Raw genomic sequence first — 24,081 nt, 5'->3', positions numbered from 1 at the left:
AAGGGGTGTCGCTCAAAGAAGGTTCCCACACGCCACGAAGCAAACGTGCGGTGAGCGAGGGCCCGATCAGCGTGGTCAGCAGCTCGTAGAACGTCGTCAGCAAGACTTCACCGAAAAACAGCGCATCGGTTTAGCTTTGCTCAACGAGTACGGACTTGAGGGTGTTCAGATCCAGAGCGACCTGCACACTGTCATACGTGCCGGCCAGAGATGGATGGTTAGCGGCGCATAAATGAAGGCTGCGACGATAAAGCGCGGCAACCCCTTGCTGGCCAATGATCGGCGTAAGGGCGGCATCCATACCCTGCCATATTGAAGCGATCGCTTGAGCGATGGTTGCAATGTCAGCGTTGGGGCCAACGCGGTGCGCCAGAGAAGCTACGATCTGACGGCTCTCTTCGCTTAGCGTGGACATGGCTAACTGATATCTGAAGGACAGCCCCCGATACTACACCCTATCGCCGATCGCCGAAGTGCTAATAAAAGCGCTGCCTTCCAGACGAGGTTGCAGTCACCGAGCCTGCCGATCACTGACCGGCGCATGTTTTGCCATCAATTCGACCACCCAGTCGATAAACACCCGCAGCTTCAGGCTGATGTGCCGGTTGGGCGGATAAGCCACGTACAGCGGCATCGGGTCGAGATTCCAGTGTTCAAACAACGGCACCAGCTCACCCCGCGCCTCGCAAGCCCTGGACATGTATGTTGGCAGCCATAGAACCCCGAGCCCGGCCAGGCCTGCCGAGAGGTAGGCATTGCCATCGTCGACGGCCAACACGTAGCGACCTGTGATCTCGACACTTTCACCGTTATTGCGCATGGCATAGGGCACGGGTTTGCCGGTGCGCGCCCACAGGAAGCCGACAACACGGTGCTGCGAATCTTCCAGTTCACGCGGATGTGAGGGCGTGCCGACGCGGGCCAGGTAACTCGGCGCAGCGAAGACGCCGAGCGGCAAGTCCCCAACCTTGCGCGCCATCAGCGATTGATCCGTCAGCTCGCCGCCGCGCACCACGCAATCGACGTTTTCATCGATCATGTCGACGATACGATCGCTGACCCCCATGTCGATCTGGATATCGGGGTAACGCGCGTGAAAGGCTGGCAGTGCGGGCACCAGAATCAGGCTCGCCAACGGGCTCGGCACGTCCACCCGCAGGCGGCCCCTGGGCAGCGCCGAGGCGCCGGACAGGCTGGTTTCGGCATCGTCCATGTCGGCCAGCAGCCGTATCACCCGCTGGTAATACACCGCGCCATCGACCGTGACATTGACCTTGCGCGTAGTGCGGTTGAGCAGTTTGACCCGCAACCGTGCTTCCAGCTGCTGCACCAGTTGCGTGACGGTGGTCTTGCTCATGTGCAGCGTCTCGGCAGCCTTGGTGAAACTGCCCGCCTCCACCACCCGCGCAAAGGCTTGCATCGCATCAAAACGGTCCATGTGTGCCTCGACTATCGATTCGATTGTTTGGAGTTCCCAAACAGTGCTGGCTAAGGTTGCGCGTTTATCGCCTGGACACAAGCCCTTAAAGTCCGTCCATCGTTACCGGATCAACCCATTGATGGAGGCACTTATGACACAACGTGATGTTGTTTTTCCGCCCACCCGCCGGACGCTTTACGAGCGCAACCGCTATTCGCCAGCGATTCGTTCCAACGGTTTTTTGTTCGTGTCGGGGCAAGTCGGCAGCACCGAGGATGGCTCGCCGGAGCCGGAGCTGGAAGCCCAGGTTCGAACGGCGTTCAACAACCTCAACGCGATCCTGCTTGAAGCCGGTTGCAGTTTTGACGATGTGATTGATGTGACGATATTCATTGTCGATCCCGAGTCGAAGTTCGAGACGATCTGGAAGGTGGTGCCGGAATTCTGGGGGAATGCACCGCACCCGACGCTGACTGCTGTCGGCGTGACGTGGCTTTATGGTTTTGAGTTCGAGATCAAGGTGATTGCCAAACTGGCTGGCTGACGCACTTGGGTGAACAAAAGGAAAATGGCAGGGGCGGCTGGATTTGAACCAACGCATGGCAGGATCAAAACCTGCTGCCTTACCGCTTGGCGACGCCCCTGTAGGTGTTGCGATGTCCTGCCGGTGTCGGCCGTGTGAGGGCCAGCGCAGGAACGGCGGCAAATTTATCAACATATGTTGCGGATGGGAAGCCCCCTGCTGAAACAAATTTGTTTTAAAACAGCTACTTGTCTTGGGGTGGTTTGGGTGGGGGCTGGTGGGATTGTGTGTATATCCGGTTTTGTGGTGATGGCTGGTGGATTGTGTGTATATCCGGTTTTGTGGTGATGGCGGCTGGCGGTTTCGCTCTTACAGCGAGTCCCTTTTCCAAACGCCGAAAAGGAACCAAAAGGCTTTGCCCCTCCATTCGGTGCCTCGCCTAGGCTCGGCATGCCCTCACTCCGGCATTGCTTCGGGGGCCCGCCGCCATCGGCCATCCATGGCCGGGGGCGGCTACCGCGGCATCCTTGCCGCGGTGCCCCCTGCGCAATGCCTGCGTTCGGCCTCTGGGGAAGGGGCAACAGATCAAGATCAAGATCAAGATCAAGATCAAGATCAAGTTCAAAAGCCACAGCCACAGCCACAGCCACAGCAAAGCAAGATCAACGGCTTCGCGAGCAAGCCCGCTCCCACGGGGGGGGATGCTGGGTGTTTGCGAGAGATTGGGTGACTGTGAGGGCGCCTTTGCTGGCGGGTCGGCTCTCGGATGGATCGGCGTATGCCTTGGCTCTTCACCACTCATCAGGCCGAGCGTTAGCTCGCCTTCGGCTTTTGATCTGGGCGCCGCCTCGGGAGGCCGAGTGGAGGTTCTGCGCAGTGGGCAACCCGGCATGGATGCCGGGTTAGCCGCCCCCGGCCATGGATGGCCGATGGCGGCGGGCCCACGGAGCAGGACCGGAGCGAGGGCATGGCGAGCCTGGGCGAGGCACCGTACGAAAGGGGCAAGAGCCTTTGGTTACTTTGGGCTTTTCAAAGTGACCCGCCGTAAGGGCGGAACCAATCCCAGCCATCACCCAAAAAACGGATATGCCCCCCAACAAAACGCACAAAACCCCCAATCAAAACTGATAACCGATACCGGCGTAGTAACCCCAACCATCGGACCGCGCTCGAAACTCACCGTCGCCGAAATTCAGCTCGCTGCCATCCTCCCAGTTGCCGCCGTTATGGAAATAACGCCCGACCAAGGTAAAGCGCAAATGGGTGAAGGAGTACAGCAACACATTGGTGGCAACGGTGGAATTGGCGGTGCGCGCCGGATTGTCCTTGTGCAGGTCCGAGCCAAAATCGAAGTTGGTGAAGCCGATGTAGGTCAGTGACGCACCGTTGCTGAAGCTGCTGATCGGCACGATGTATTTGAGCTGGGCGCGGTAGCCGTCCCACGAATATTCGTTGCTGGCGCCATAGTTTTCCCACTGATAACGCCCGTAGAAATTGGCCGACAGATTGACCCGCGAATGAGTGTCGATGTCGGTGCCCAAACCGCTGAAGAGCGTATTGGCGCGGTTGGCGCTGTTGCTGCCGTGGTCATAAATCCAGTCGAAGGCAACGTACCACTCCTTGAACGGCCCGACCGCCAGGCTGCGCCCGGCCAGGTAGTCGATGGATATTCTCGGCTCGTGCTCCATGAACACCGGCGAGCCGTGGTCCCACACGCCTTTGTCGTTGCGGTTGCCGATGTCGAAAATCTTCGGGATGTCGACATAGCCGTACAACTCGAACGGTCCCTTGCGGCCGAAGTATTCGTATTCCAGGTAGATATCGTCGCTCGGCTTCGGGCCGAAACTGATGTCTTTGCTGCCGATGACGGTCAGGTCCTGGTTGAACCAGTCCGAGAGGTACGCGCCTTTTTTCGGTGGGCTGGCCTCGGGGCTGAGCGTTTCACCCTGGGCGGATTCTTCAGGGAGTACCGGTTGCGCGCAAGCGCTGTGGCTGAGAATTCCGGTAACGCCGGTCAGTAGCAAGGAAACAGCAAACGTGCGCGCAAACGGGGCGCGAAGCAGGGCAGCGGCGTGCATTCAAAGTCCTTTTTGCGGATCAAGGCCCGAATTCTACGGGCCTGTAGGGTTTTGTTACGAAAATGCCGCCATTGACGGCTCGCAAACGTTTGCACAAGCCGTACCAGTTCTTCGAAACCACTGAAATACCCCGGTGGGAGCGGGCTTGCTCGCGAATGCGGTGTATCAGTGAAAAACGCTTGAGCTGACAAAACGCTTTCGCGAGCAAGCCCGCTCCCACAGGGGGATTTTCGTCACCAGATCCCTGCATTCACTGGCTGAAACCCTCGTGCTAGACGTGCCTAGTATTAAAGTATTAACACTATTTTTTATGTGCCCCATGGCGGTGCGTCTACTAGCTTGTCAGCAATTGAGCGGTTTTGTGATGACCGTCGCAGTCTTGATTCGCGTGTGGAATAAGCAAGGCTTTGCACGCCTTCAAGGAAGAAATTGGCCACGACAAGGAGTAGCCCGTGGAAGCAAGGTTTGGTGTCGCCCTCGTTTCGCGTTTTTCCCCACTTTCCCTTGCTGTGCATCTGAGCGTCGCCGGACTTTTGTTCGGCGCGGCGAGCACACCTGCCCTGGCGACGTGCTCCACGGCCAGCTCGACGGTTACCTGTACCGGCGTGCCGAGCCTGCCGCTGTTTCTCAATAGCTTCAGCAGCGCCACCAACGGCCTGACGGTCAACGTCAACAGCGGCGCGCAGATGAACGCGACCCTCGGCGGCCACGTGATGAACCTGACCGGGGTCAATATCAGCCTGAACAACTCCGGCACCCTCGACCCGGCGCTACTGGGGCTGGTCTCAGTGTTAAGCGGCGGTGCATTCATCGGCACCGGTGCATCGAGTACGGTGAGCCTGCTCAACAATGCCAGCGGGATCATTCGCGGCACCGGCATGTTGCTCGGCCTCAACCTGACCAGCATCGACGGCCTGGGCATTGCCGTGAACAACGCCGCGGCCGGCACCACCAGCATCACCAACAACGGCACCATCACCTCGACCGGGCTGTCGGTCGGCGGCATCACCCTGGCCGATACCCCGGTGATCGGGATCTACGGCGGCTCGCAGGTCAACATGACCAACAACAACACCGGCATCATCAACGGCCGGGTGGCGTTCGAGACGTCGGCGACGGGCAACACGTTCACCAACGCCGGCGCGATTACCGGCGGCGTGTCGATGGGCGCGGGCAGTACCAACACCTTCACCGCCATAACGGGGTCTTCGGTGCAAGTCGGTGACGGTATTCAGATTTCGGTGGGGCTCGGTAATTTGATCGGCATCAACCTGACCTTCGCCCCGACCGGGACGGTCGATGGCGGCGCGGGCGGTACCAACAGCCTGATCCTGCAAAACCCGGCCGGCGTCGGCGGTGGCACCACCGGTGTCGGCACGGCGTCGAGCGCGACCTACGTCAACTTCAACAACCTGACCGTCAACAGCGGCACCTGGACCTTGCAGGGGCCGTTGATCAGCGGCGCGACCACGCTCAATGGCGGTATCGCCCAGTTCAACAACAACGCTACTTTCGGCAGCGGTGTGATCACCTCCAACGGCGGGATTTTGCAGGCGAGCAACGCCGGTTTGAATATCAGTAATCTGATCTCGCTCGGTGCTGGCGGCGTGACTGTGCAGGGCACCAACGGCACGACCCTCAGCGGCGTGATCTCGGGCAGCGGTGGCTTGAACAAGGTCGGCACGGGTCAGTTGAACCTCAGCGCGGCCAACACCTATCTGGGCAACACCACGCTCAACGGCGGCACCGTGCAGTTGGGCAACAACCTGGCGCTGAGCACCGGCACGATCAACTTCACCGGCGCGACGAGTCTGTCGGCGCCGGGCACCATCGCCCTGAACAATGCGATCAGCCTCGGCGCCATGATGACCGCCACGGGCACCGGCGCGCTCACCCTCGGCGGCTTGATCTCCGGCAGCAGCGGCATCACCAAGACCGGCACCGGCAGCCTGACCCTCAGCGGCGCCAACTCCGGTTACACCGGCACCACCACCCTCAGCGCCGGCAGCTTGCTGGTGACCAATAACAATTCCCTGGGCAGCGGTGCGCTGAACACGGCCGCCGGCACCAGCCTCGACAGCACCGCCAACGTCACCCTGGCTAACAACGTCGCGATGACCGGCGCCCTCAACGTGCTCGGCAGCAATGCCCTGACCCTGGGCGGTGTGTTGTCCGGCACGGGCGGCATCACCAAAAGCGGCGCCGCCAGCCTGACCCTCACGGGCAACAACACCAACGCCGGGACCACCGCGCTCAACGCCGGCACCCTGCTGCTGGGCAGCAACACCGCACTCGGTACGGGCGCGTTGAACGCGGCGGCCGGCACCACGCTGGATGCGACCACGGCCGTGACCCTGGCCAACGCCGTCGCGCTGGCGGGGGGGCTGACCATTGGCGGCACTCAGGCGCTGGGCCTGGGCGGCGTCGTCAGTGGCGCCGGCAACCTGATCAAAAATGGCACCGCGAACCTGACCCTCAGCGGCAACAACACCTTCTCCGGCGGCACCGCGCTCAATGCCGGGACGCTGATCGTCGGTTCCAACACCGCGCTGGGCACTGGCGCATTGACCTCGGCGGCGGGCACCACCCTCGACGCCAGCACCACCGTGGCACTGACGAACGCTGTCAGCCTCGGCGGCAATCTGAACGTCGGCGGCAGCGCCAACCTAACCCTCGGCGGCGTCGTCAGCGGCAGTGGAGGCTTGACCAAAAACGGTGCGGCCAACCTGATTCTCAACGGCGCCAACACGTTCCTCGCCGGCACCACGTTGAACGCCGGCACCCTGACCGTCGGCAATGCCGCTGCACTGGGCAGCGGCGCGCTGACCGTGGGTGGTGTCGCAACGCTCGACAGCAATACGTCCGTCAATCTGAGCAACAATGTCGCGCTCAACAACAACCTGAGCATTGGCGGCAGCAGCGGCCTGACCCTCGGCGGCGTGCTCAGCGGCGCCAGCCAGTTGATCAAGAATGGCGCGGCCAACCTGACCCTCAACGGCACCAACACTTTCAGCGGCGGCACCACGTTGAACGCCGGCAGCCTCACCGTCGGTAACGGCGCGGCACTCGGCACCGGCGCACTGACCGTGGCCGGGGCGGGCACCCTCAACAGCAGCTCGGCGGTGACGCTGAACAATGCGATCACCCTCAACGCCAACCTCACCGCCGGCGGCGCCAACGCGCTGACCCTCGGCGGCCTGATCAGTGGCGGCAGCGGGTTGATCAAAACTGGCGCGTCGAGCCTGACCCTCAACGGCGCCAACACGTACACCGGCACCACGGCGCTCAACGCCGGCTCGCTGATCGTCGGTTCCAACACCGCGCTGGGCACTGGCGCGGTGAACGCGTCGAACGGCACCACGCTGGATGCCAATACCGCGGCGACCCTGGCCAACAACCTCAACCTCGGCGGCACGCTGACCCTGGGCGGCAGCAATGCGCTGACCCTCGGTGGGGTGGTTGCCGGTATCGGCGGGCTGGTCAAGAACGGCAGCGCCGACCTGACCCTCAACGGCGCCAACAGCTATCTGGGCAACACCGCGCTCAACACCGGCAAACTGATTGTCGGCAGCAATACCGCGCTGGGTGCCGGTACTTTGAACGCCGCGGCCAACACCACGCTGGATGCCAACACCGCCGTGAGCCTGAACAACGCGGTGGCCCTCGCCGGTGCCTTGAACATCGGCGGCAGCGCCAACCTGACCCTGACCGGGCTGGTCAGCGGCGCCGGCAGTCTGGTGAAAAACGGCGCGGCCAATCTGATTCTCAACGCGGCCAACAACTTCCTCGGCGGCACTACCCTGAACGCCGGCACCCTGACGGTCGGCAACAGTTCCGCGCTGGGCAGCGGTGCATTGACGGTCGGCGGCGCCGCGACGCTGGACAGCAATTCGCCGCTGGTCTCGCTGAACAACGCCATCGGCCTCAACGCTGCACTGACCGTCGGCGGCACGCAGAACCTCAATCTCAACGGCATCACCAGCGGCACCGGCCAGTTGATCAAGAACGGCGCGGCCAACCTGTCCCTCAACGGCAACAACACCTTCAGCGGCGGCACCACACTCAACGCCGGCACCCTGACCCTCGGCAACGCCAACGGCCTGGGCAGCGGCGCATTGATCGTCGGCGGCGCGGCGACGCTGGACAACAGCCTGTCGTTCGGTATCGGTAACGCGATCACGTTGAATGCCGGGCTGACCGTAGCCGGCAACAACGACCTGAGCCTCAACGGCATCATCGACGGGGCCGGCAGCCTGACCAAAAACGGTCTGTCGGACTTGGCCCTGGCCGGCAACAACACCTTTACCGGCGCGCTGAACATCGTTTCCGGCAGCGTCACCACCCTCAACACCAACGCGCTGGGCAACACCGCGGGCGTCAACATCAGCGCCGGCGCCGGCCTCAACCTCGGCAGCGATGCCACTCTCGCCGCGTTGACCGGCAGCGGCAGTGTGCAACTCACCGGCAGCAATACGCTGACCGTGGGCGGGGCGAACAGCACCAGCACCTTCGACGGCGACCTCAGCGGCAGCGGCGGTCTGATCAAAGTTGGCACCGGCACTTTGAACCTCACCGGGATCAACGGCATCACCGGCAACACCGCGATCAATGGCGGCACCCTCGACCTCAGCGGTTCGCTGGGCAGTTCCCAGGTCAACGTCAATACCGGCGGCACCTTTACCGGTACCGGTTCGGCGCTCGGTACCGTGAACGTCAACAACGGCGGGCATCTGGCGTTGTCTTCGGGCAATACCCTGTCGGCCGGTTCGCTGGTGCTCGGCGCGGGCAGCAACGTTGATGTGGCGCTGGGCACACCTTCCACCACTTCGCTGATGAATATCGGCGGCAACCTCATCCTCAACGGCAACCTCAACGTGACCGATGCCGGCGGCTTCGGCGTCGGTGTCTACCGTCTGTTCAACTACACCGGCGCCCTGACCAATCTGGGCCTCGACGTCGCCGGCGTGCCGGTCGGTTACGGCCTCGGCGATCTGGTGGTGCAGACCGGGGTTGCCAATCAAATCAATATCCAAGTGTCGGCGCCGAACGCGAACATCCGTTACTGGGACGGCAGCCAGACCATTGCCAACGGCGTCGTCGATGGCGGCAGCGGTACGTGGAACGTTGTCGGCACCAACTGGACCGACGCCAACGGTTTGGTCAATCAACCGTGGGCCGGCGACTTCGCGGTGTTCCAGGGCACGGCCGGCACCGTGACGGTCAACGGCACGCAACTGTTCACAGGGATGCAGTTCATCACCGATGGCTACAACGTGGTCAACGGCGCGGCGGCGCAACTCACCGCCGTCAACGGTACCGGCGGCACCACGGCGGTGCGCGTCGATCCGGGCGCGACCGGCACCGTTGGCGCGAACATCAATGGCAGCGGCATTCTCAACAAACTCGACAGCGGCACCCTGGTGCTCAACGGCGCCAACACCTACAGCGGCGGTACGCAGCTGGACGGCGGCAAGATTGTTGTCGGCAGTAACACCGCGCTGGGCAGCGGCACGCTGATCGCCAACGCCGGCACGCAACTGGACAGCAACGCGGCGGTGTCCCTGGGCAACGCCGCGACGCTCAATGGCAACCTCACCGTGGTCGGCAGCAATGCCCTGAGCCTGAACGGGGTGATTGGCGGCACCGGTGGCCTGATCAAAAACGGCGCGGCCAACCTGACCCTCAGCGGCAACAACGCCTTCCTCGGCCCGGTCGCCTTGAACGCAGGCGGACTGATTCTGGCGTCGAACTCGGCGCTGGGCTCCGGCACCCTGAACGCGGCGGGCGGTACCACGCTGGATGCGAGCACGCAGGTGGCGGTGAACAACGCGGTCAACCTGGCCGGCAACCTCGGCATCGCAGGCACCGCGGATCTGACGCTTGCCGGCACGGTCAACGGCGCCGGCAGCCTGACCAAGAACGGCGCGGCCAACCTGACCCTGAGCGGCAATAACAACTTCCTCGGTGGCACCACGCTGAATGCCGGCGCGCTGACTGCCGGCAGCAACTCGGCGCTGGGTCTGGGCAACCTCACCGTGGCGGGCGCGTCGGCGCTGGACAGCGACAGTGCGCTGAACCTGGGCAACAACGTGGTGCTCAACGCCAACCTGAGCAACACCGGTAGCAACAATCTGACCCTCGCGGGTGTGGTCAGCGGCGCCGGCGGATTGATCAAGAACGGCGCGTCGAACCTGACGCTCAACGGCATCAATACCTTCAGCGGTGGCACCACGCTGAACGCCGGCACGCTGACCCTCGGCACCGGCGCTTCGCTAGGCTCCGGCGCACTGACCGTGGCCGGTGCATCGAGCCTCGACAACGCCTCGCCACTGGTGCTCGCCAATAACGTTAACGTCAATGCCGACCTGAGCCTGGCCGGCAACAACAACCTGACCCTCGGCGGTGTGATTGCCGGGGCCGGCACGCTGACTAAAAACGGGCTGGCCGATGTCACCTTGAGCGGCAACAACACCTTCAGCGGCACGTTCGATGTGGTGGCCGGCAGCCTGACCACCCTGAGCAGCGGGGCGCTGGGCAACAACGCCAGCGTCAATCTTGGCGGCGGCGCGGCCCTCAACCTCGGTGCTTCGGGCAGTCTCGCCAGCCTTTCCGGCAGCGGCACGGCGCTGATCGGCAGCGGCAATACGCTGAGCCTGGGTGGCAACAACGTCAGCAGTACCTTTGCCGGCGTTCTCAGTGGCGCAGGCGAATTGAACAAACTCGGCAGCGGCACGTTGACCCTGAGTGGCATCAGCGACCTGACCGGTGACACCACGGTCAACGCCGGCACGTTGCAGGTCAACGGTTCGCTGGACAGCGCCAATGTGCTGGTCAACAGCGGCGGCACCTTGACCGGCAGCGGCACGCTCGGCGGCGCGGTGACGGTGGCGGATGGCGGTCACCTGGCCGGGGCTACCGGCAGCACCTTGTCGGTGGATTCGCTGGTGTTCAATGGCAATTCCAACTTCGATGTCGGCCTCGGCACCCCGGTCGCAGGTGGCGGTAACGCGCTGGTCAATGTCGGCGGCAACCTGACCCTCGACGGCACCCTCAATGTCAGCGACATCGGTGGCTTCGGCAGTGGCGTGTATCGCCTGATCAACTACACCGGAGGCCTGACCGATAACGGCATGCTGATTGGCAGCGTGCCGGGCAGCGTGACCCCCAGCGATCTGCAACTGCAAACCGCGCTGGCCAACCAGATCAACCTGCTGGTCAGCGCACCGGGCGTCACCGTGCAGTTCTGGGACGGCAACCAACTCGTTGCCAACGGCTCAGTCGATGGCGGCAGCGGCACCTGGGGCACGGGCACCACCAATTGGACCGACGTCAACGGCACCACCAATCAAGGCTGGAGCAACAACTTCGCAGTGTTCCAGGGCACGGCGGGCACGGTGACGGTCAACGGCGCGCAAAGCATCACGGGCATGCAGTTCGTCACGGATGGCTACAGCCTGCAAAACGGCAGCGGCGGGTCGTTGAACCTGGTCAATGGTTCGATGGGCAACGCGACGGTGCGGGTTGATCCGAATGCCACGGCGACCATTGGCGTCGCGCTGAACGGCGCCGGCACTCTCGGCAAATACGACACCGGCACCCTGGTGCTCAATGCCGCCAACGGCTACACCGGCGGTACGGCGTTGAACGGCGGCAAGATTGTGGTCGGTAACAACGCAGGCCTCGGCACCGGCGTACTGACCGCCGCCAACGGCACCGCGCTGGACAGCAATGCCGCCGTCAGCCTCGCCAACGATGTAATGCTCAACGGTGGCCTGAACGTCGCCGGCTCCAACGCCTTGACCCTCGGCGGTGTCGTCAGCGGCAGCGGCAGCCTGATCAAAACCGGTGCGTCGAGCCTGACCCTCAACGGCAGCAACACCTACACCGGTGGCACCCAACTGAATGGCGGCACGCTGATCCTCGGCAACAACAGCGCGATCAGCAGCGGCGCATTGAGCGTGCTCGGCAACGGCAGCCTCGACAGCACCTCGGCGCTGCAACTGGCCAACGCCATCAATCTCGGCGCAGAGCTGACACTGGCCGGCAGCCAGAGCACCACGCTGCTCGGCGCCGTCACCGGCAGCGGCAGTCTGGTGAAAAATGGCGCGGGCGACCTGGTGCTCAGCGGTGCCAACACTTACAGCGGTGGCACCACGCTGAACGGCGGCAGCACCCGCGGCGACACCAGCAGTCTGCAAGGGGCGATCGTCAACAACGCGGCGCTGACCTTCGAGCAAAACGCCGACGGCAGCTACACCGGCAACCTGACGGGCCTCGGCACGCTGAACAAAACCGGCAGCGGTCAGTTGCTGCTCAGCGGCAACAACACCTTTACCGGCGACACCTCGGTGCAGGCTGGCAGCTTGCTGGTCAACGGCGTGCTCAACAGCGCCCACGTGAACGTCGCCAGCGGCGCGAGCATCGGCGGTGGCGGTCAGCTCGACGGCGCCGTGCAACTGGCCAGCGGATCGACGCTGGTCGGTGGCGGCACGGCGACGCCGTTGTCGGTCGGCTCGCTGGCATTGTCCTCGGGCACGAACCTGGACTTCAGCCTCGGCTCGGCGACCAGTTCCACCACGGTGGTCAACGTCGCCGGCAACCTGACGCTGGACGGCACGCTGAACATCAGCAACGCGGGCGGCTTCGGCACCGGGGTTTATCAACTGTTCAGTTACGGCGGCAACCTGACCAACAATGGCCTGGTCTACGGCAGCCTGCCGGTGGCAGCCGCCAACCTGACGCTGCAAACCGCCATCGCCCAGCAGATCAACCTGCTGGTACAAGGCACACCGGGTGAAGTGCAGTTCTGGAATGGCGGTACCACCAATCCCGATGGCAGCATCGGTGGCGGCAGCGGCGTGTGGGGCCCGTCCACCAACTGGACCGATCCGACCGGCACCCAGGCGCTGGCCTCCAACGGTCAGTTCGCGGTTTTTGGCGGGCAGGGCGGTACGGTGACCGTGCAGGGCAATCAAAACTTCACCGGCCTGCAATTTCTCGCCACCGGTTACAGCCTGACTCCGGGTGCCGGTGGCACGCTGACCCCGGTCAACGGAGCGGACGGCAGCCTCGCGCCAGTGCGGGTCAACGCCGGGGCCAGCGCGCAAATTTCCACACCGCTGGTAGGCACGGGCGGGATCGAGAAGCTTGATTCCGGCACCTTGGTGCTGACCGGTGCCAATACCTACAGCGGTGGCACCACGGTCAGCGGCGGGACGCTGGTCGGTAACACCAGCAGCCTGCAAGGACGCATCCTCAACAATGCGCGGATGCTGTTCGCACAAACCACCGACGGCCGTTTCAATGGCGTCCTCAGCGGCACCGGCAGTCTGTTCAAACAAGGCGCCGGTACCTTGTTGCTGACCGGCAATCAGCCGTTTAGCGGCACCGTGGCGGTGGAACAGGGCGTGTTGCAGGTCGGCAACCGTTCGACGCCGAGCACCTTCGGCGGGCAAATCACCGTGTCCAACGGCGCCGGGTTGAGTGGTAACGGCAGCGTCGGTTCGGTGGTCAACCATGGCGTGGTCGAGTCCGGTGCGAGCGCCGGCAACCTGAGCGTTGCAGGCAACCTGACCAACGCGGCGGATGGCGTGTTGGCATTGACCGTCACGTCGGCGACTGTCACGCCGCTGGCCGTCGGCGGCACCGCCACCCTCGGTGGTGGTTTACGCGTGCAGAACCTCGCACCATTCACCGGCAATACCGCCTACGCGCTGATCACGGCGGGCGGCGGCGTGACCGGCACGTTCAGCAGCATCGTGCTGCCGGAAACCGCGTTCCTCGACACCGCATTGGTTTACAGCGGCAACGAAGTCGATCTGACCGTCAGTCGCAATCAGAAGTCCTTCGCCGACGTCGCGGCCACGGGCAACCAGCGCGGCACCGCCTCGGCCCTGAGCCGCAACGGTCTGGCCGGCGCCGCGTTGCGCAACGAGATCGTCAACCTGAGCACTGCCGGGGCGCGGGCGGCGTTCGACAGTTTGTCCGGGGAGATTCACGCCAGCACCGCCAGCGCGATTCTTGAGGATTCGCGCTACATCCGCGATGCCGTCAACGACCGCATGCGCCAACCGTCCTGCAGTGGCCCGGATGATCCGCGCCGGGCGCTGGCACCGAGTGAAAACCAACTGAGCAGCAACGGCTGCCACGGCGAGATGGTCGGCTGGATGCGCGCCCTCGGCGCGTGGGGCGAGATGGATGGCGACAGCAACAGCGCCAAGCTTGATCGCAACCTCGGCGGCTTCATGCTCGGCACCGATAAACAGCTCGACGATCAATGGCGTGCCGGGATGGCCGCCGGTTATACGCGCAGCAGGCTGAATGCCAATGAGCGCAACTCCGACGCCACCGTCGACAGCTACCACTTGGCGGCGTACCTCAACTCGCAGTTTGACGCCTTGGCCGTGCGCCTCGGCGCCGCTTACAGCTGGCACGACATCGAAACCGAACGCGACGTCAGCGTCGGCGCCTACAACGACCGGTTGAAGGCGCATTACGACGCCCGCAGCGCCCAGGTCTTTGGCGAAGTGGGTTACGCCGTCGATGCGGGAGGGATCGCGGTCGAGCCGTTCGCCGGGCTGTCTTACGTCAACTACGACAGTGACAGCGCCAAGGAAAAAGGCGGGGTCGGGCGGTTGAAGGCTGATTCCAGTCAGGACATCACCTTTTCCACGTTGGGCGTGCGTATCGGCAAGTTGCTGACCCTGGCCAACGGTTCGCAATTGACCCCGCGCGCCGCCCTCGGCTGGCGCCATGCCTTTGGCGACACCAAACCGGACGCTGACCTGACCTTCATCAACGGCGGCGCCTCGTTCAGCACCCAAGGCGTGCCGATTGCCGAAGACAGCGCGTTGCTGGAAGCCGGTGTCGACTTCCAGATCAGCCCGACCGGCAAACTCGGCGTCGGCTACTCGGGTCAGGTGTCGGGCAAAAATGAAGACCATGCGATGACGATTAGCTTCACGCTCGGGTTCTGATCATGCTGAAGCACTTTTGCCGCCCGTAAGGGCGGTTTTTTTTTGCCTGTGTCAGCCAGCCATGCGGTGCCTGTGGCGCGCTTTCGAGCAAGCTCGCTCAACGCCACAGATCCACTGTGGGAGCGAGCTTGCTCGCGAAGAGGCCCGGTCAGTTGACATCAATGTCGTCTGCTAGAATCGGCCCCATTGACTTCACGAGGTGTCCCCCATGAGCGAGCCGATCCGTCTGACCCAATACAGCCACGGCGCAGGTTGCGGCTGCAAGATTTCGCCGCAGGTGCTGGAGGTGATTCTGGCTGGCAGCGGGGCACAGAACCTGGACCCCAGACTGTGGGTCGGCAATGCCTCTCGCGATGATGCGGCGGTGTATGCCATCGACGAAGAGCGCGGCGTGGTGTCAACCACCGACTTTTTCATGCCGATCGTCGACGACCCTTTCGACTTCGGCCGCATCGCCGCCACCAATGCCATCAGCGACATCTACGCCATGGGCGGCGATCCGCTGATGGCGATTGCGATCCTCGGCTGGCCGGTGAACGTGCTGGCGCCGGAAATCGCGCGGGAAGTGATTCGCGGCGGCCGTTCGGTGTGTGACGAGGCCGGCATTCCCTTGGCCGGCGGCCATTCCATCGACGCCCCCGAGCCGATCTTCGGCCTCGCCGTGACCGGTCTCGTGGAAAAACGCCACATGAAACGCAACGACACCGCGACCGCCGGTTGCCTGCTGTACCTGACCAAACCGCTGGGCATCGGCATCCTCACCACCGCCGAGAAGCAGGGCAAGTTGCGCAAAACCGACATCGGCCTGGCCCGCGACTGGATGTGCACCTTGAACAAACCCGGCAGCCGCTTTGGCAAACTCGCCGGCGTGACCGCGATGACCGACGTCACCGGGTTCGGTTTGCTGGGGCACCTGGTGGAAATGGCCGATGGCAGCAACGTCACCGCGCGCATCGAATATGCCCGCGTGCCGCGTCTGCCGGGCGTCGAGTATTACCTTGAACAGGGCTGCGTACCGGGCGGCACGTTGCGTAACTTCGACAGCTACGCCAGCAAAATCGACGGGCTGCAGAAATTGCCCAAACGTGTGCTGTGCGACCCGCAAACCAGCGGTGGCCTGCTGATTGCGGTGACGCCAGAAGGTAACGAACAGTTCCTCAAGGTCGCCGTCGAACTCGGCCTGAGCCTGGAACCCATCGGCGAACTGGTCGAGCGACAGACTCACGCGGTAGAGGTGTCTTGATGTCGATCGACTTCACCGATTACCGCGACATTTTCCTCAACGACCGGCCGCTGATGGATGCCCGCGCGCCGGTCGAGTTCATCAAGGGCTCGTTCCCCGGTGCGGTCAACCTGCCGCTGATGAACGACCACGAGCGGCAGCGCATTGGCACTTGCTACAAGCAACACGGTCAGCAAGCGGCCATCACCCTGGGGCATGAATTGGTCTCGGGCCAGATCAAGGCCGAACGCATCCAGGCCTGGGCCGACTTTGCCCGGGCGCATCCCGAGGGTTATTTGTATTGTTTTCGCGGCGGCTTGCGCTCGCAGATTGTCCGGCAATGGCTCCGGGACGAGGCGGGCATCGATTACCCGCGCATTGGTGGCGGCTACAAAGCCATGCGTACCTTCTTGCTCGACACCGTTGACCAGGCGATTGCCCAGTGTGATTTCGTGCTGCTGGGCGGCATGACCGGCACCGGCAAGACCGAAGTGCTCACACAACTGAACAATGGGCTGGACCTCGAAGGCCACGCCAACCATCGAGGTTCGAGTTTCGGCAAGCGCGCCACCGGCCAACCGTCCAACATCGACTTCGAAAACCGTCTGGCGGTGGACCTGCTGAAAAAGCGCGCCAAGGGCATCGAGCAGTTTGTCCTGGAGGACGAGAGCCGCATGGTCGGCAGTTGCGCCTTGCCGCTGCCGCTGTTTCAAGGCATGCAGCAGTTTGCGATGGTCTGGCTCGAAGACAGCCTGGAAGGACGGGTCGAGCGGATCCTGCGTGATTACGTGGTCGATTTGTGCGCCGAGTTTATCGCGGTGCACGGCGATGAAGGGTTTGCGCTGTTTTCCGAGCGCATGCTGGCGAGTTTGAACAACGTGCAAAAACGCCTGGGCGGCGAGCGCCATCGACGGATGTTGCTGTTGATGGAAGACGCGCTGGCGGAACAAGGCCGCAGCGGCGCGGTGGAGTTGCACCGGGGCTGGATTGAAGGCTTGCTGCGCGAATATTACGACCCGATGTATGCCTTTCAGCGCGAGAACAAGGGCGGGCGGATCGAGTTTTCCGGGGAGAAGGGCGCGGTGCTGGAATACCTTCGTGAGCGGCGTATCCGCCCGAAGTAATGCGCTGATTTGGCCGGCGCTTTCGCCAGCAAGTGCGGCGATCCGACTTGCCCGCGAAGGGGCCGGCAAACCCTTGCAAAAACCTAGAGCAAAGCCGCCCCGACCAACCCGCTGATCACCCCGATCGCCATGGTCATCAGCGCCACGCTCACCAGCACGCGCGCATTGAAATCCTTGCGCAACATCAGCAGCGACGGCAGGCTGATGCTCGGCAGGGTCATCAACAGCGCGACCGCCGGGGCGGTGCCCATGCCGAGGGTCATCATGGTTTGCACAATCGGAATTTCGGCGGCGGTCGGGATCACGAACAACGTGCCAATGATCGCCAGCGGCACCAGCCACACCAGGCTGTTGGCCATGGCGCCATCAATGTGCGGAAACACCCAGACCCGCACCGCGCCCAGCACCAGCACCGCGAGGATGTAAATCGGAATGGTGCTCCAGAACAATTGCCAGATCGTCCTTCCCCAACGCGTCACAAACGGTTCGGTATTGGCCGTGCGCGCTTCGACGACCGCTTCGACCGCCGCTTCCGGCAATGCCTCCGGGCCGGAGATGCGCTGGGCGACCATCGACACCCCGAACACCAGCACAATCCCCGCCACCAGCCGCAACGCGGTAAAGCCCCAACCCAGCACAAACCCCATGAACACCAGGGTGGCCGGGTTGAGCACCGGGTTGCCGATCCAGAATGCCAGCGCCGCGCCCACTGACACATTTGAACGACGCATGCCGGCGGCCACCGGGGCGGCGCAGCACGAACACATCATCCCCGGCAGGGCAAACAGGCCACCGCGCAGGGTCGAGGCAAAACCGGCGCGGCCGAACAGGCGCAGCAGCCAGTCTCGCGGAATCAGTACTTGCAGCAGGGAACCGAGAATCACCGCCAGCACGGCGGCTTTCCAGATCGCCAGGAAATACACCTTGGCGTAAGTCAGCGCAGCGGCCAACGGCGCGGTTTGTTGATCATTGAGAATGGAGGCGCCGATGCTGTGATTGTCAGCGGCGACAAACGCCTTGAAGTAGTAGGGCGACCATTTGACGTAATAGAGGCCAACACAGGCAACCAGTACAAACAGGGCGGGTTTCCACCAGAACGACCAGCCCCGGACGGGAACAGCGGTGGATGAGAGCGACATGGTGTGGTTCCGGACAAGGGGAAGATGCCTTCATGATAGTCCAGCCCCTCAAAACCCGTGGCGCGACAGCGTGTGGGAAACCGCCAGCAGCTTACGTCGGACAGGTCTGCCGCCCGTTATCCAGGCCTTGCTTGTAACTGTTGCTCACCAGGCTGGCCTTGCCGTCATGCCACGTCAGCGTCAGCACGTACAGCGAGTCATAGTCGCTGGATGCCCAATCCTCGGTGATGTTCTGTTTTTTGCCGACCGCTTCGCCCGCGACTTTGTTGATCAGCTCGGGCAGGTAGCCATGGGACCACGCGGTGTAGATCACCGAATTGTGGTACTTGTCGTGCAGCAGTTCGTCGGCGAGATCGCTGGTGTCATTGGCCGAGAACTTGATGTTCACCGGCAAGCCGAGCTTGATCGCGCTGGGGCTGATGGTCATCAAGGGGCGGATGTAGCTGTAGGAATTGTCCCGTTCGCCTTCCTCGACATTGCGGGTCGGGTTGGCGGCGAATACGTAATCGGCCTTGCCGAATTTTTCCGGGAGCAGGGTCGCCAGATCGATGGCACGGTTCAGGCCCTGGCAATTGAGCTGGCCCAGACCGCCCTCGGGTTTCTCGGCGTGGCGCAGGAACACCAGGGTCTGGGTGCCGTCCGCCGGTTGAGCACGGCTTTCGCTGGACTCAAAAAACAGAAACAGTGCGCTGATCGCCAACAGGGAGGGCAGGACGACATACGCGCGGTGCTTGAAGCGATGGACGAATTTCAAGGGGTTCATCATTGGAATAAGTGTTCTTCAGCGCATTCGGTTAAGGCTGACAAACCTTTACACCGCGAGCTCCCAGCTTCGAGTGTTTTCCATGTCGTGGAGGCCGGTCCGTTTCCAGTAAAGGCAATGTTCAGAGTCCTCTGAAGCCTGTTTGGTTCGATTCCGGCGGGTGCGCAGCAATGTACCGGTAACCTCTGACGGGTTGGACCAGAGGTTATCGACACAATGTTGCGGATTTGTGGACACAGTACACGTGACGGCCGGGATGACCGCCTGCGATTGTTCGATCTTGCTTATCAGCCATTTTGATAGCGGCAAAAGATCGCAGCATTTGCAAACGTCTCTATTATCATCAGCGCTTGTTTTCTCTTGTGGATGCCTCCCCATGACCGATCTGTCCGCGTTCCCCATCACGCAAAAATGGCCCGCTCAATACCCTGACTGGATCCAGCTTTACTCCTTGCCGACCCCCAACGGCGTCAAGGTTTCCATCATGCTCGAAGAGATCGGTCTGCCCTACGAGCCGCACCGCGTGGGCTTCGACACCAACGACCAGATGTCGCCCGAGTTCCTCTCGCTGAACCCCAACAACAAGATTCCGGCGATCCTCGACCCGCACGGTCCGGACGGCAAACCGCTGCCGCTGTTCGAGTCCGGGGCGATTCTGATTTATCTCGCCGACAAAACGGGCCAGTTGCTCGCTCAGGAATCCGCTGCGCGTTACGAGACGCTTCAGTGGCTGATGTTCCAGATGGGCGGCATCGGGCCAATGTTCGGCCAGGTCGGTTTCTTCAATAAATTCGCCGGCAAGGATTACGAGGACAAGCGCCCGCGTGAGCGTTACGTCGAAGAAAGTAAGCGTTTGCTGAAAGTGCTGGACGGGCGTCTCGAGGGCCGCGACTGGATCATGGGCGAGCGCTACACCATCGCCGACATCGCGACGTTTCCGTGGGTGCGCAACCTGATCGGTTTCTATGAGGCAGGCGATCTGGTGGGCATCAAGGACTTCGCCAACGTCACGCGGGTGCTGGAGCGCTTTTTGGCGCGGCCAGCGGTGATGCGCGGTCTGGAAATCCCTAAATAGACTTTTTTACGATCAAGGACGGCCATGCGCTCATACGATTTCAAGCAGGTGGATGTCTTCAGCCGCGTCGCGCTCAAGGGCAATCCATTGGCGGTGGTGTTGGCTGCCGACACGCTCAGCGATGAGCGCATGGCGGCGTTCGCGACCTGGACCAATCTCAGCGAAACCACGTTCATCCTCGAACCCGGCGACCCGCGCGCCGACTATCGGGTGCGAATTTTCACCACGCTGAACGAGCTGCCGTTCGCCGGGCATCCGACCTTGGGCACTTGCCACGCGTGGCTTGAGGCCGGTGGAGTGCCCAAGGGCGAGGAGATTGTTCAGGAGTGCGGCGTGGGGCTGGTGCGGGTTCGCCGACAAGGCGCGGAACTGGCGTTTCTGGCGCCGCCCTTGATCAAAACCGGGCCGGTGGAGGCCGACGTGGTAGAGCGCGTTCGCCGTGGATTGCGGCTGGCCCCGGGGGTGATTGTGCGGGCGCAATGGGTCGATAACGGCGCCGGGTGGCTGGCAGTGATGGTCGAGGATCGCCAACAGGTGCTGGACTTGCAGCCTGATCATTCGCAAATGCTGGGGCTGGCGGTGGGAGTGATCGCGCCTTGGACGCCTGAGCGCGATGGCGATGACGCGCAATTTGAAGTACGCGCGTTTATCTCCGGTGACGGCATGCCGGAGGACCCGGCCACCGGCAGTTTGAATGCCGGCATTGCGCAGTGGTTGCTGGCGGAAGGTCTGGCGCCGGCGTCTTATGTGGTCAGCCAGGGTTTGACGATGGGGCGCGCGGGACGGATTCAGGTGGAGCAAGTGGGGGATGACATCTGGATCGGCGGATCGGTCGTCACCTGCATATCGGGAACCCTGAAGATCTAGAACTGTGGGAGCGGGCTTGCTCGCGAAGGCGGAGTGTCAGGCGAAATGTTTGCTGACTGAAACGCCGCCTTCGTCGGAACGCCGCCCGGAGCAAGCCCGCTCCCACAGGAATTTTGTGCCTGTGCGGAGATTATTGCGTGACTCGTAACGGTTTGTTCCTCGACCGAGGTTTGTGTCCGGCACTACCCAAGGCATAAGCTTCACCCCCTGCGACGTTCGTCTCGTCCCCGTTTTTTCAGGAAACCTCATGTCCAGTCAGTTCCCCGAAGCACGTCCACGCCGTCTGCGCCGCAATGCGAGCCTGCGCAGCCTGTTCCAGGAAACCGAGTTCAGCCTGAACGATCTGGTGCTGCCGATTTTCGTCGAGGAAGACATCGACGACTTCGTGCCGATCAAAAGCATGCCCGGCGTCATGCGCATTCCCGAGTCGAAACTGGCCGGTGAAATCGAGCGTTATGCCCGCGCGGGCATCAAGTCGGTGATGACCTTTGGCGTGTCGCATCACCTGGACAGCAGCGGCAGCGACACCTGGCGCGACAACGGCCTGGTGTCGCGCATGGCGCGCATCGCCAAGGACGCGGTGCCGGACATGATCGTGATGTCCGACACCTGCTTTTGCGAATACACCGACCACGGCCATTGCGGCGTATTGCATAACCACGAAGTCGACAACGACCAGACCCTGATCAACCTCGGCAAACAAGCGGTGGCGGCAGCGCGGGCCGGTGCGGACGTGATTGCCCCATCGGCGGCGATGGACGGGCAGGTTCAGGCCATTCGCCGGGCGCTGGATGAAGCGGGTTTCAACCAGACCGCGATCATGGCCTATTCGACCAAATTCGCCTCGGCGCTCTACGGCCCGTTCCGTGAAGCCGGCGGCAGCGCGCTGAAAGGCGACCGCAAAAGCTATCAGATGAACCCGATGAACCGCCGCGAAGCGGTGCGCGAATCGCTGCTGGACGAGCAGGAAGGCGCCGACGCGCTGATGGTCAAGCCGGCTGGCGCGTATCTGGACATCATCCGCGACATTCGCGAAGTCTCGCGTTTGCCGTTGTCGGCATATCAGGTCAGCGGCGAGTACGCGATGATCAAATTCGCCGCGCAGGCCGGAGCGATCGATGAAGACCGCGTAGTGCGCGAAAGCCTTGGCGCAATCAAACGCGCCGGGGCGGATTTGATCTTCACCTACTTCGCGATGGACCTGGCGTTGGCCGGAATCTAAAAACCAACACACATCCCCTGTGGCAGCGGTCTCTGCGAATATCGATGCCCACCACAGATCACTCCAACAGGGGTTATGCAGTGTGCTCAAGGACTGCCGAAAAACGGTTTGATCCCGTGTTCCTTGAAGTACCGTTCGATCACCTTCGGGTCCGAACACGTCTCGGCAATCGCTACGTACGTATCCGGTCGTAGCAGGTAAAAGCCGTTACGCCCCAACCCCGCTGCTTCAAACGCAGGCCGCCAGTCAAAGACCTGCAACGGCAGATGATGCTCAACGCACCAGGCAATCATCTCGTCGCTGGTGTCGCCATACACATGCACCTGCCAGGTCGGGTTTCTCAGCGATTCAAAATTGTCGCCCTCGCCATCATGCGCCCAGGGCAGGCGATCACCGCCATGCACATGCCCGGCCACGCCGGTGCTGAGCGGCATGCCGCGATAATTGAGGGTGATCTGCGACACCGTGCGAAACAGAAATTCGCGACCGGCCTCCAATGAAGCCACTTTCGGAATCACGAACGGCGCGAGTCGCGTGCGCAGCAGGTCGGCCAGACGTCCTTCGGCCGTGGCAAAGGTGAAGACCCGGTCGGTGGTCGCGACCAGTTTTCGGGCAAAGGCAATGCGCTCGGTTTCGTACGTGTCGAGCAGTTTGGCGTCGGCGCCGCCGCTCAAGACGGCCGCGAGTTTCCAGGCCAGATTGATCGCATCGCCAATCCCGGTGTTCATGCCCTGGCCACCGGCGGGGCTGTGGACATGGGCCGCGTCGCCCAACAGGAACGCCCGGCCGCCACGGAAGTGATCTGCCACGCGATGATGCACGCGGTAAGTCGAGAACCAGTTGACCTGATCGATGTGCACCTTCATGTGTTCGATGGCGTGGCTGCTGACGTCGTCGAATTTCAGGGTTTCACCGTGGTCGCCGCGCTCATCACGAACGGTGCCGATCAGCCGGGCACCGCCTTCGCTCGTCAATGGAAACACCGCGAGGAAGTCCGCTTCATCAAGGTCGACGTGCAGTTCGCCGTTGAACGCCGGCCCGCTGCCTTGCACATCGGCAACGTAGAAAACCTGCTGGTAGGTGCCGCCGGGAAATCCCGTGTCCAGGGTTTTGCGCACCACCGAGCGGGCGCCGTCGCAACCTGCCAGGTAACACGCCTGACAGGTTTCCTGCTGGCCATCGGGCAGGCGCAAATGGGCGGTGATGCCATCGCCGGTTTCCTCGAAACCTTCCAGCTCGGTGCTGCGTTCCACCTTGACGCCGAACGCTTCAAGGCGCTCGATCAGCAGCCGTTCGTGCTGGTCTTGCGGAAATATTTCCATGCACGAGTAGGGCGTCAGGCCTGCCCCGATGTTGCTCAGCGGTAAACGCGCGACCGCTTCACCCCTGACCCAGAAATTGGCCGCCTCTACGCGATGGCCCTTGCTCACCACGGCTTCGCTGAGGTCGAGCTGGCGATACAACTCCAGCGTCCGCGCCTGCATCGCCAATGCCCGTGAGGTGGTGCCGGGCGCCGACGACTTGTCGATAATCCGCACCCGAATCCCCAGTTTGCTCAGCCACAGCGCCAGTGCCAGCCCGGTCGGGCCGGCGCCGGCAATCAGCACGTCATTACGGTTCATGGGCGGGTGCTCCTGAATGTGTGCCACAAGTATGGTTCAGCCATGGAGGA

Annotated in this window: 13 protein-coding genes and 1 tRNA gene; 7 read left to right on the top strand and 7 right to left on the bottom strand. The window is 62.7% G+C overall.

The window, feature by feature from the left end; all coding sequences use genetic code 11:
- Positions 1–130: 130 nt before the first annotated feature.
- Together ACQKP4_RS01090 and ACQKP4_RS01085 are read right to left on the bottom strand one after the other, a co-directional pair.
- Positions 131–415: a hypothetical protein gene (locus ACQKP4_RS01090; protein WP_427629589.1), complete on the bottom strand. Its 285-nt coding sequence runs from the start codon at positions 413–415 to the stop codon at positions 131–133.
- Positions 416–511: 96 nt separating this feature from the next.
- Complete coding sequence (locus ACQKP4_RS01085) at positions 512–1,438, bottom strand: LysR substrate-binding domain-containing protein (RefSeq protein ID WP_427629587.1); 927 nt, start codon at positions 1,436–1,438, stop codon at positions 512–514.
- 133 nt (positions 1,439–1,571) lie between these two features.
- Between ACQKP4_RS01085 and ACQKP4_RS01080 the strand changes: the two genes are divergently transcribed.
- Positions 1,572–1,964 (top strand): RidA family protein, encoded by a 393-nt coding sequence (locus ACQKP4_RS01080; protein ID WP_427629766.1) that lies wholly within the window; start codon positions 1,572–1,574, stop codon positions 1,962–1,964.
- A 25-nt stretch (positions 1,965–1,989) separates the two neighbouring features.
- Here ACQKP4_RS01080 and ACQKP4_RS01075 read toward each other — a convergent pair.
- Together ACQKP4_RS01075 and ACQKP4_RS01070 are read right to left on the bottom strand one after the other, a co-directional pair.
- Positions 1,990–2,064, bottom strand: a tRNA-Gln gene (locus tag ACQKP4_RS01075).
- 997 nt (positions 2,065–3,061) lie between these two features.
- Positions 3,062–4,021, bottom strand: coding sequence for a nucleoside-specific channel-forming protein Tsx (locus ACQKP4_RS01070; protein WP_427629586.1), 960 nt, complete (start codon positions 4,019–4,021; stop codon positions 3,062–3,064).
- Positions 4,022–4,473: 452 nt separating this feature from the next.
- On the opposite strand from ACQKP4_RS01070, the gene ACQKP4_RS01065 reads away from it, so the two are divergent.
- From ACQKP4_RS01065 to mnmH, 3 genes are all read left to right on the top strand, one after another.
- Positions 4,474–14,997 carry an autotransporter-associated beta strand repeat-containing protein gene (locus tag ACQKP4_RS01065; RefSeq protein WP_427629584.1) on the top strand — a complete coding sequence of 3,508 codons (10,524 nt, stop codon included), beginning with the start codon at positions 4,474–4,476 and terminating at the stop codon, positions 14,995–14,997.
- A 208-nt stretch (positions 14,998–15,205) separates the two neighbouring features.
- Positions 15,206–16,240, top strand: a complete 1,035-nt coding sequence (gene selD, locus ACQKP4_RS01060; RefSeq protein ID WP_427629582.1) for a selenide, water dikinase SelD — start codon at positions 15,206–15,208, stop codon at positions 16,238–16,240.
- Positions 16,240–17,343, top strand: coding sequence for a tRNA 2-selenouridine(34) synthase MnmH (mnmH, locus tag ACQKP4_RS01055; RefSeq protein ID WP_427629580.1), 1,104 nt, complete (start codon positions 16,240–16,242; stop codon positions 17,341–17,343). Before selD ends, mnmH begins: the two co-directional genes overlap by 1 nt.
- A gap of 83 nt (positions 17,344–17,426) precedes the next feature.
- Here the strand turns inward: mnmH and ACQKP4_RS01050 are convergent, their stop codons facing one another.
- Both ACQKP4_RS01050 and ACQKP4_RS01045 read right to left on the bottom strand, forming a co-directional pair.
- A complete protein-coding gene (locus ACQKP4_RS01050) occupies positions 17,427–18,482 on the bottom strand; it encodes a permease (protein WP_427629578.1) in 1,056 nt (351 codons plus the stop codon).
- A 91-nt stretch (positions 18,483–18,573) separates the two neighbouring features.
- Positions 18,574–19,248, bottom strand: coding sequence for a histidine phosphatase family protein (locus tag ACQKP4_RS01045; RefSeq protein ID WP_427629577.1), 675 nt, complete (start codon positions 19,246–19,248; stop codon positions 18,574–18,576).
- A gap of 373 nt (positions 19,249–19,621) precedes the next feature.
- Here ACQKP4_RS01045 and ACQKP4_RS01040 point away from each other — a divergent pair, with 373 nt between their 5' ends.
- The 3 genes from ACQKP4_RS01040 (at position 19,622) to hemB (ending at position 22,409) form a co-directional block, all read left to right on the top strand.
- Positions 19,622–20,320, top strand: coding sequence for a glutathione S-transferase family protein (locus ACQKP4_RS01040; RefSeq protein ID WP_427629575.1), 699 nt, complete (start codon positions 19,622–19,624; stop codon positions 20,318–20,320).
- A gap of 24 nt (positions 20,321–20,344) precedes the next feature.
- Positions 20,345–21,187: a PhzF family phenazine biosynthesis protein gene (locus ACQKP4_RS01035; RefSeq protein WP_427629573.1), complete on the top strand. Its 843-nt coding sequence runs from the start codon at positions 20,345–20,347 to the stop codon at positions 21,185–21,187.
- A 247-nt stretch (positions 21,188–21,434) separates the two neighbouring features.
- A complete protein-coding gene (gene hemB, locus ACQKP4_RS01030; protein WP_427629571.1) occupies positions 21,435–22,409 on the top strand; it encodes a porphobilinogen synthase in 975 nt (324 codons plus the stop codon).
- 86 nt (positions 22,410–22,495) lie between these two features.
- Here the strand turns inward: hemB and ACQKP4_RS01025 are convergent, their stop codons facing one another.
- Complete coding sequence (locus tag ACQKP4_RS01025; RefSeq protein ID WP_427629570.1) at positions 22,496–24,031, bottom strand: FAD-dependent oxidoreductase; 1,536 nt, start codon at positions 24,029–24,031, stop codon at positions 22,496–22,498.
- Between the last annotated feature and the right edge of the window lie 50 nt (positions 24,032–24,081).

This window comes from Pseudomonas sp. NPDC086278, from assembly GCF_050280905.1.
Classification (GTDB): Bacteria; Pseudomonadota; Gammaproteobacteria; order Pseudomonadales; family Pseudomonadaceae; genus Aquipseudomonas.
Note: the sequence above shows the minus strand (reverse complement) of the source record. Positions and strands in the feature narration are given on the sequence as shown.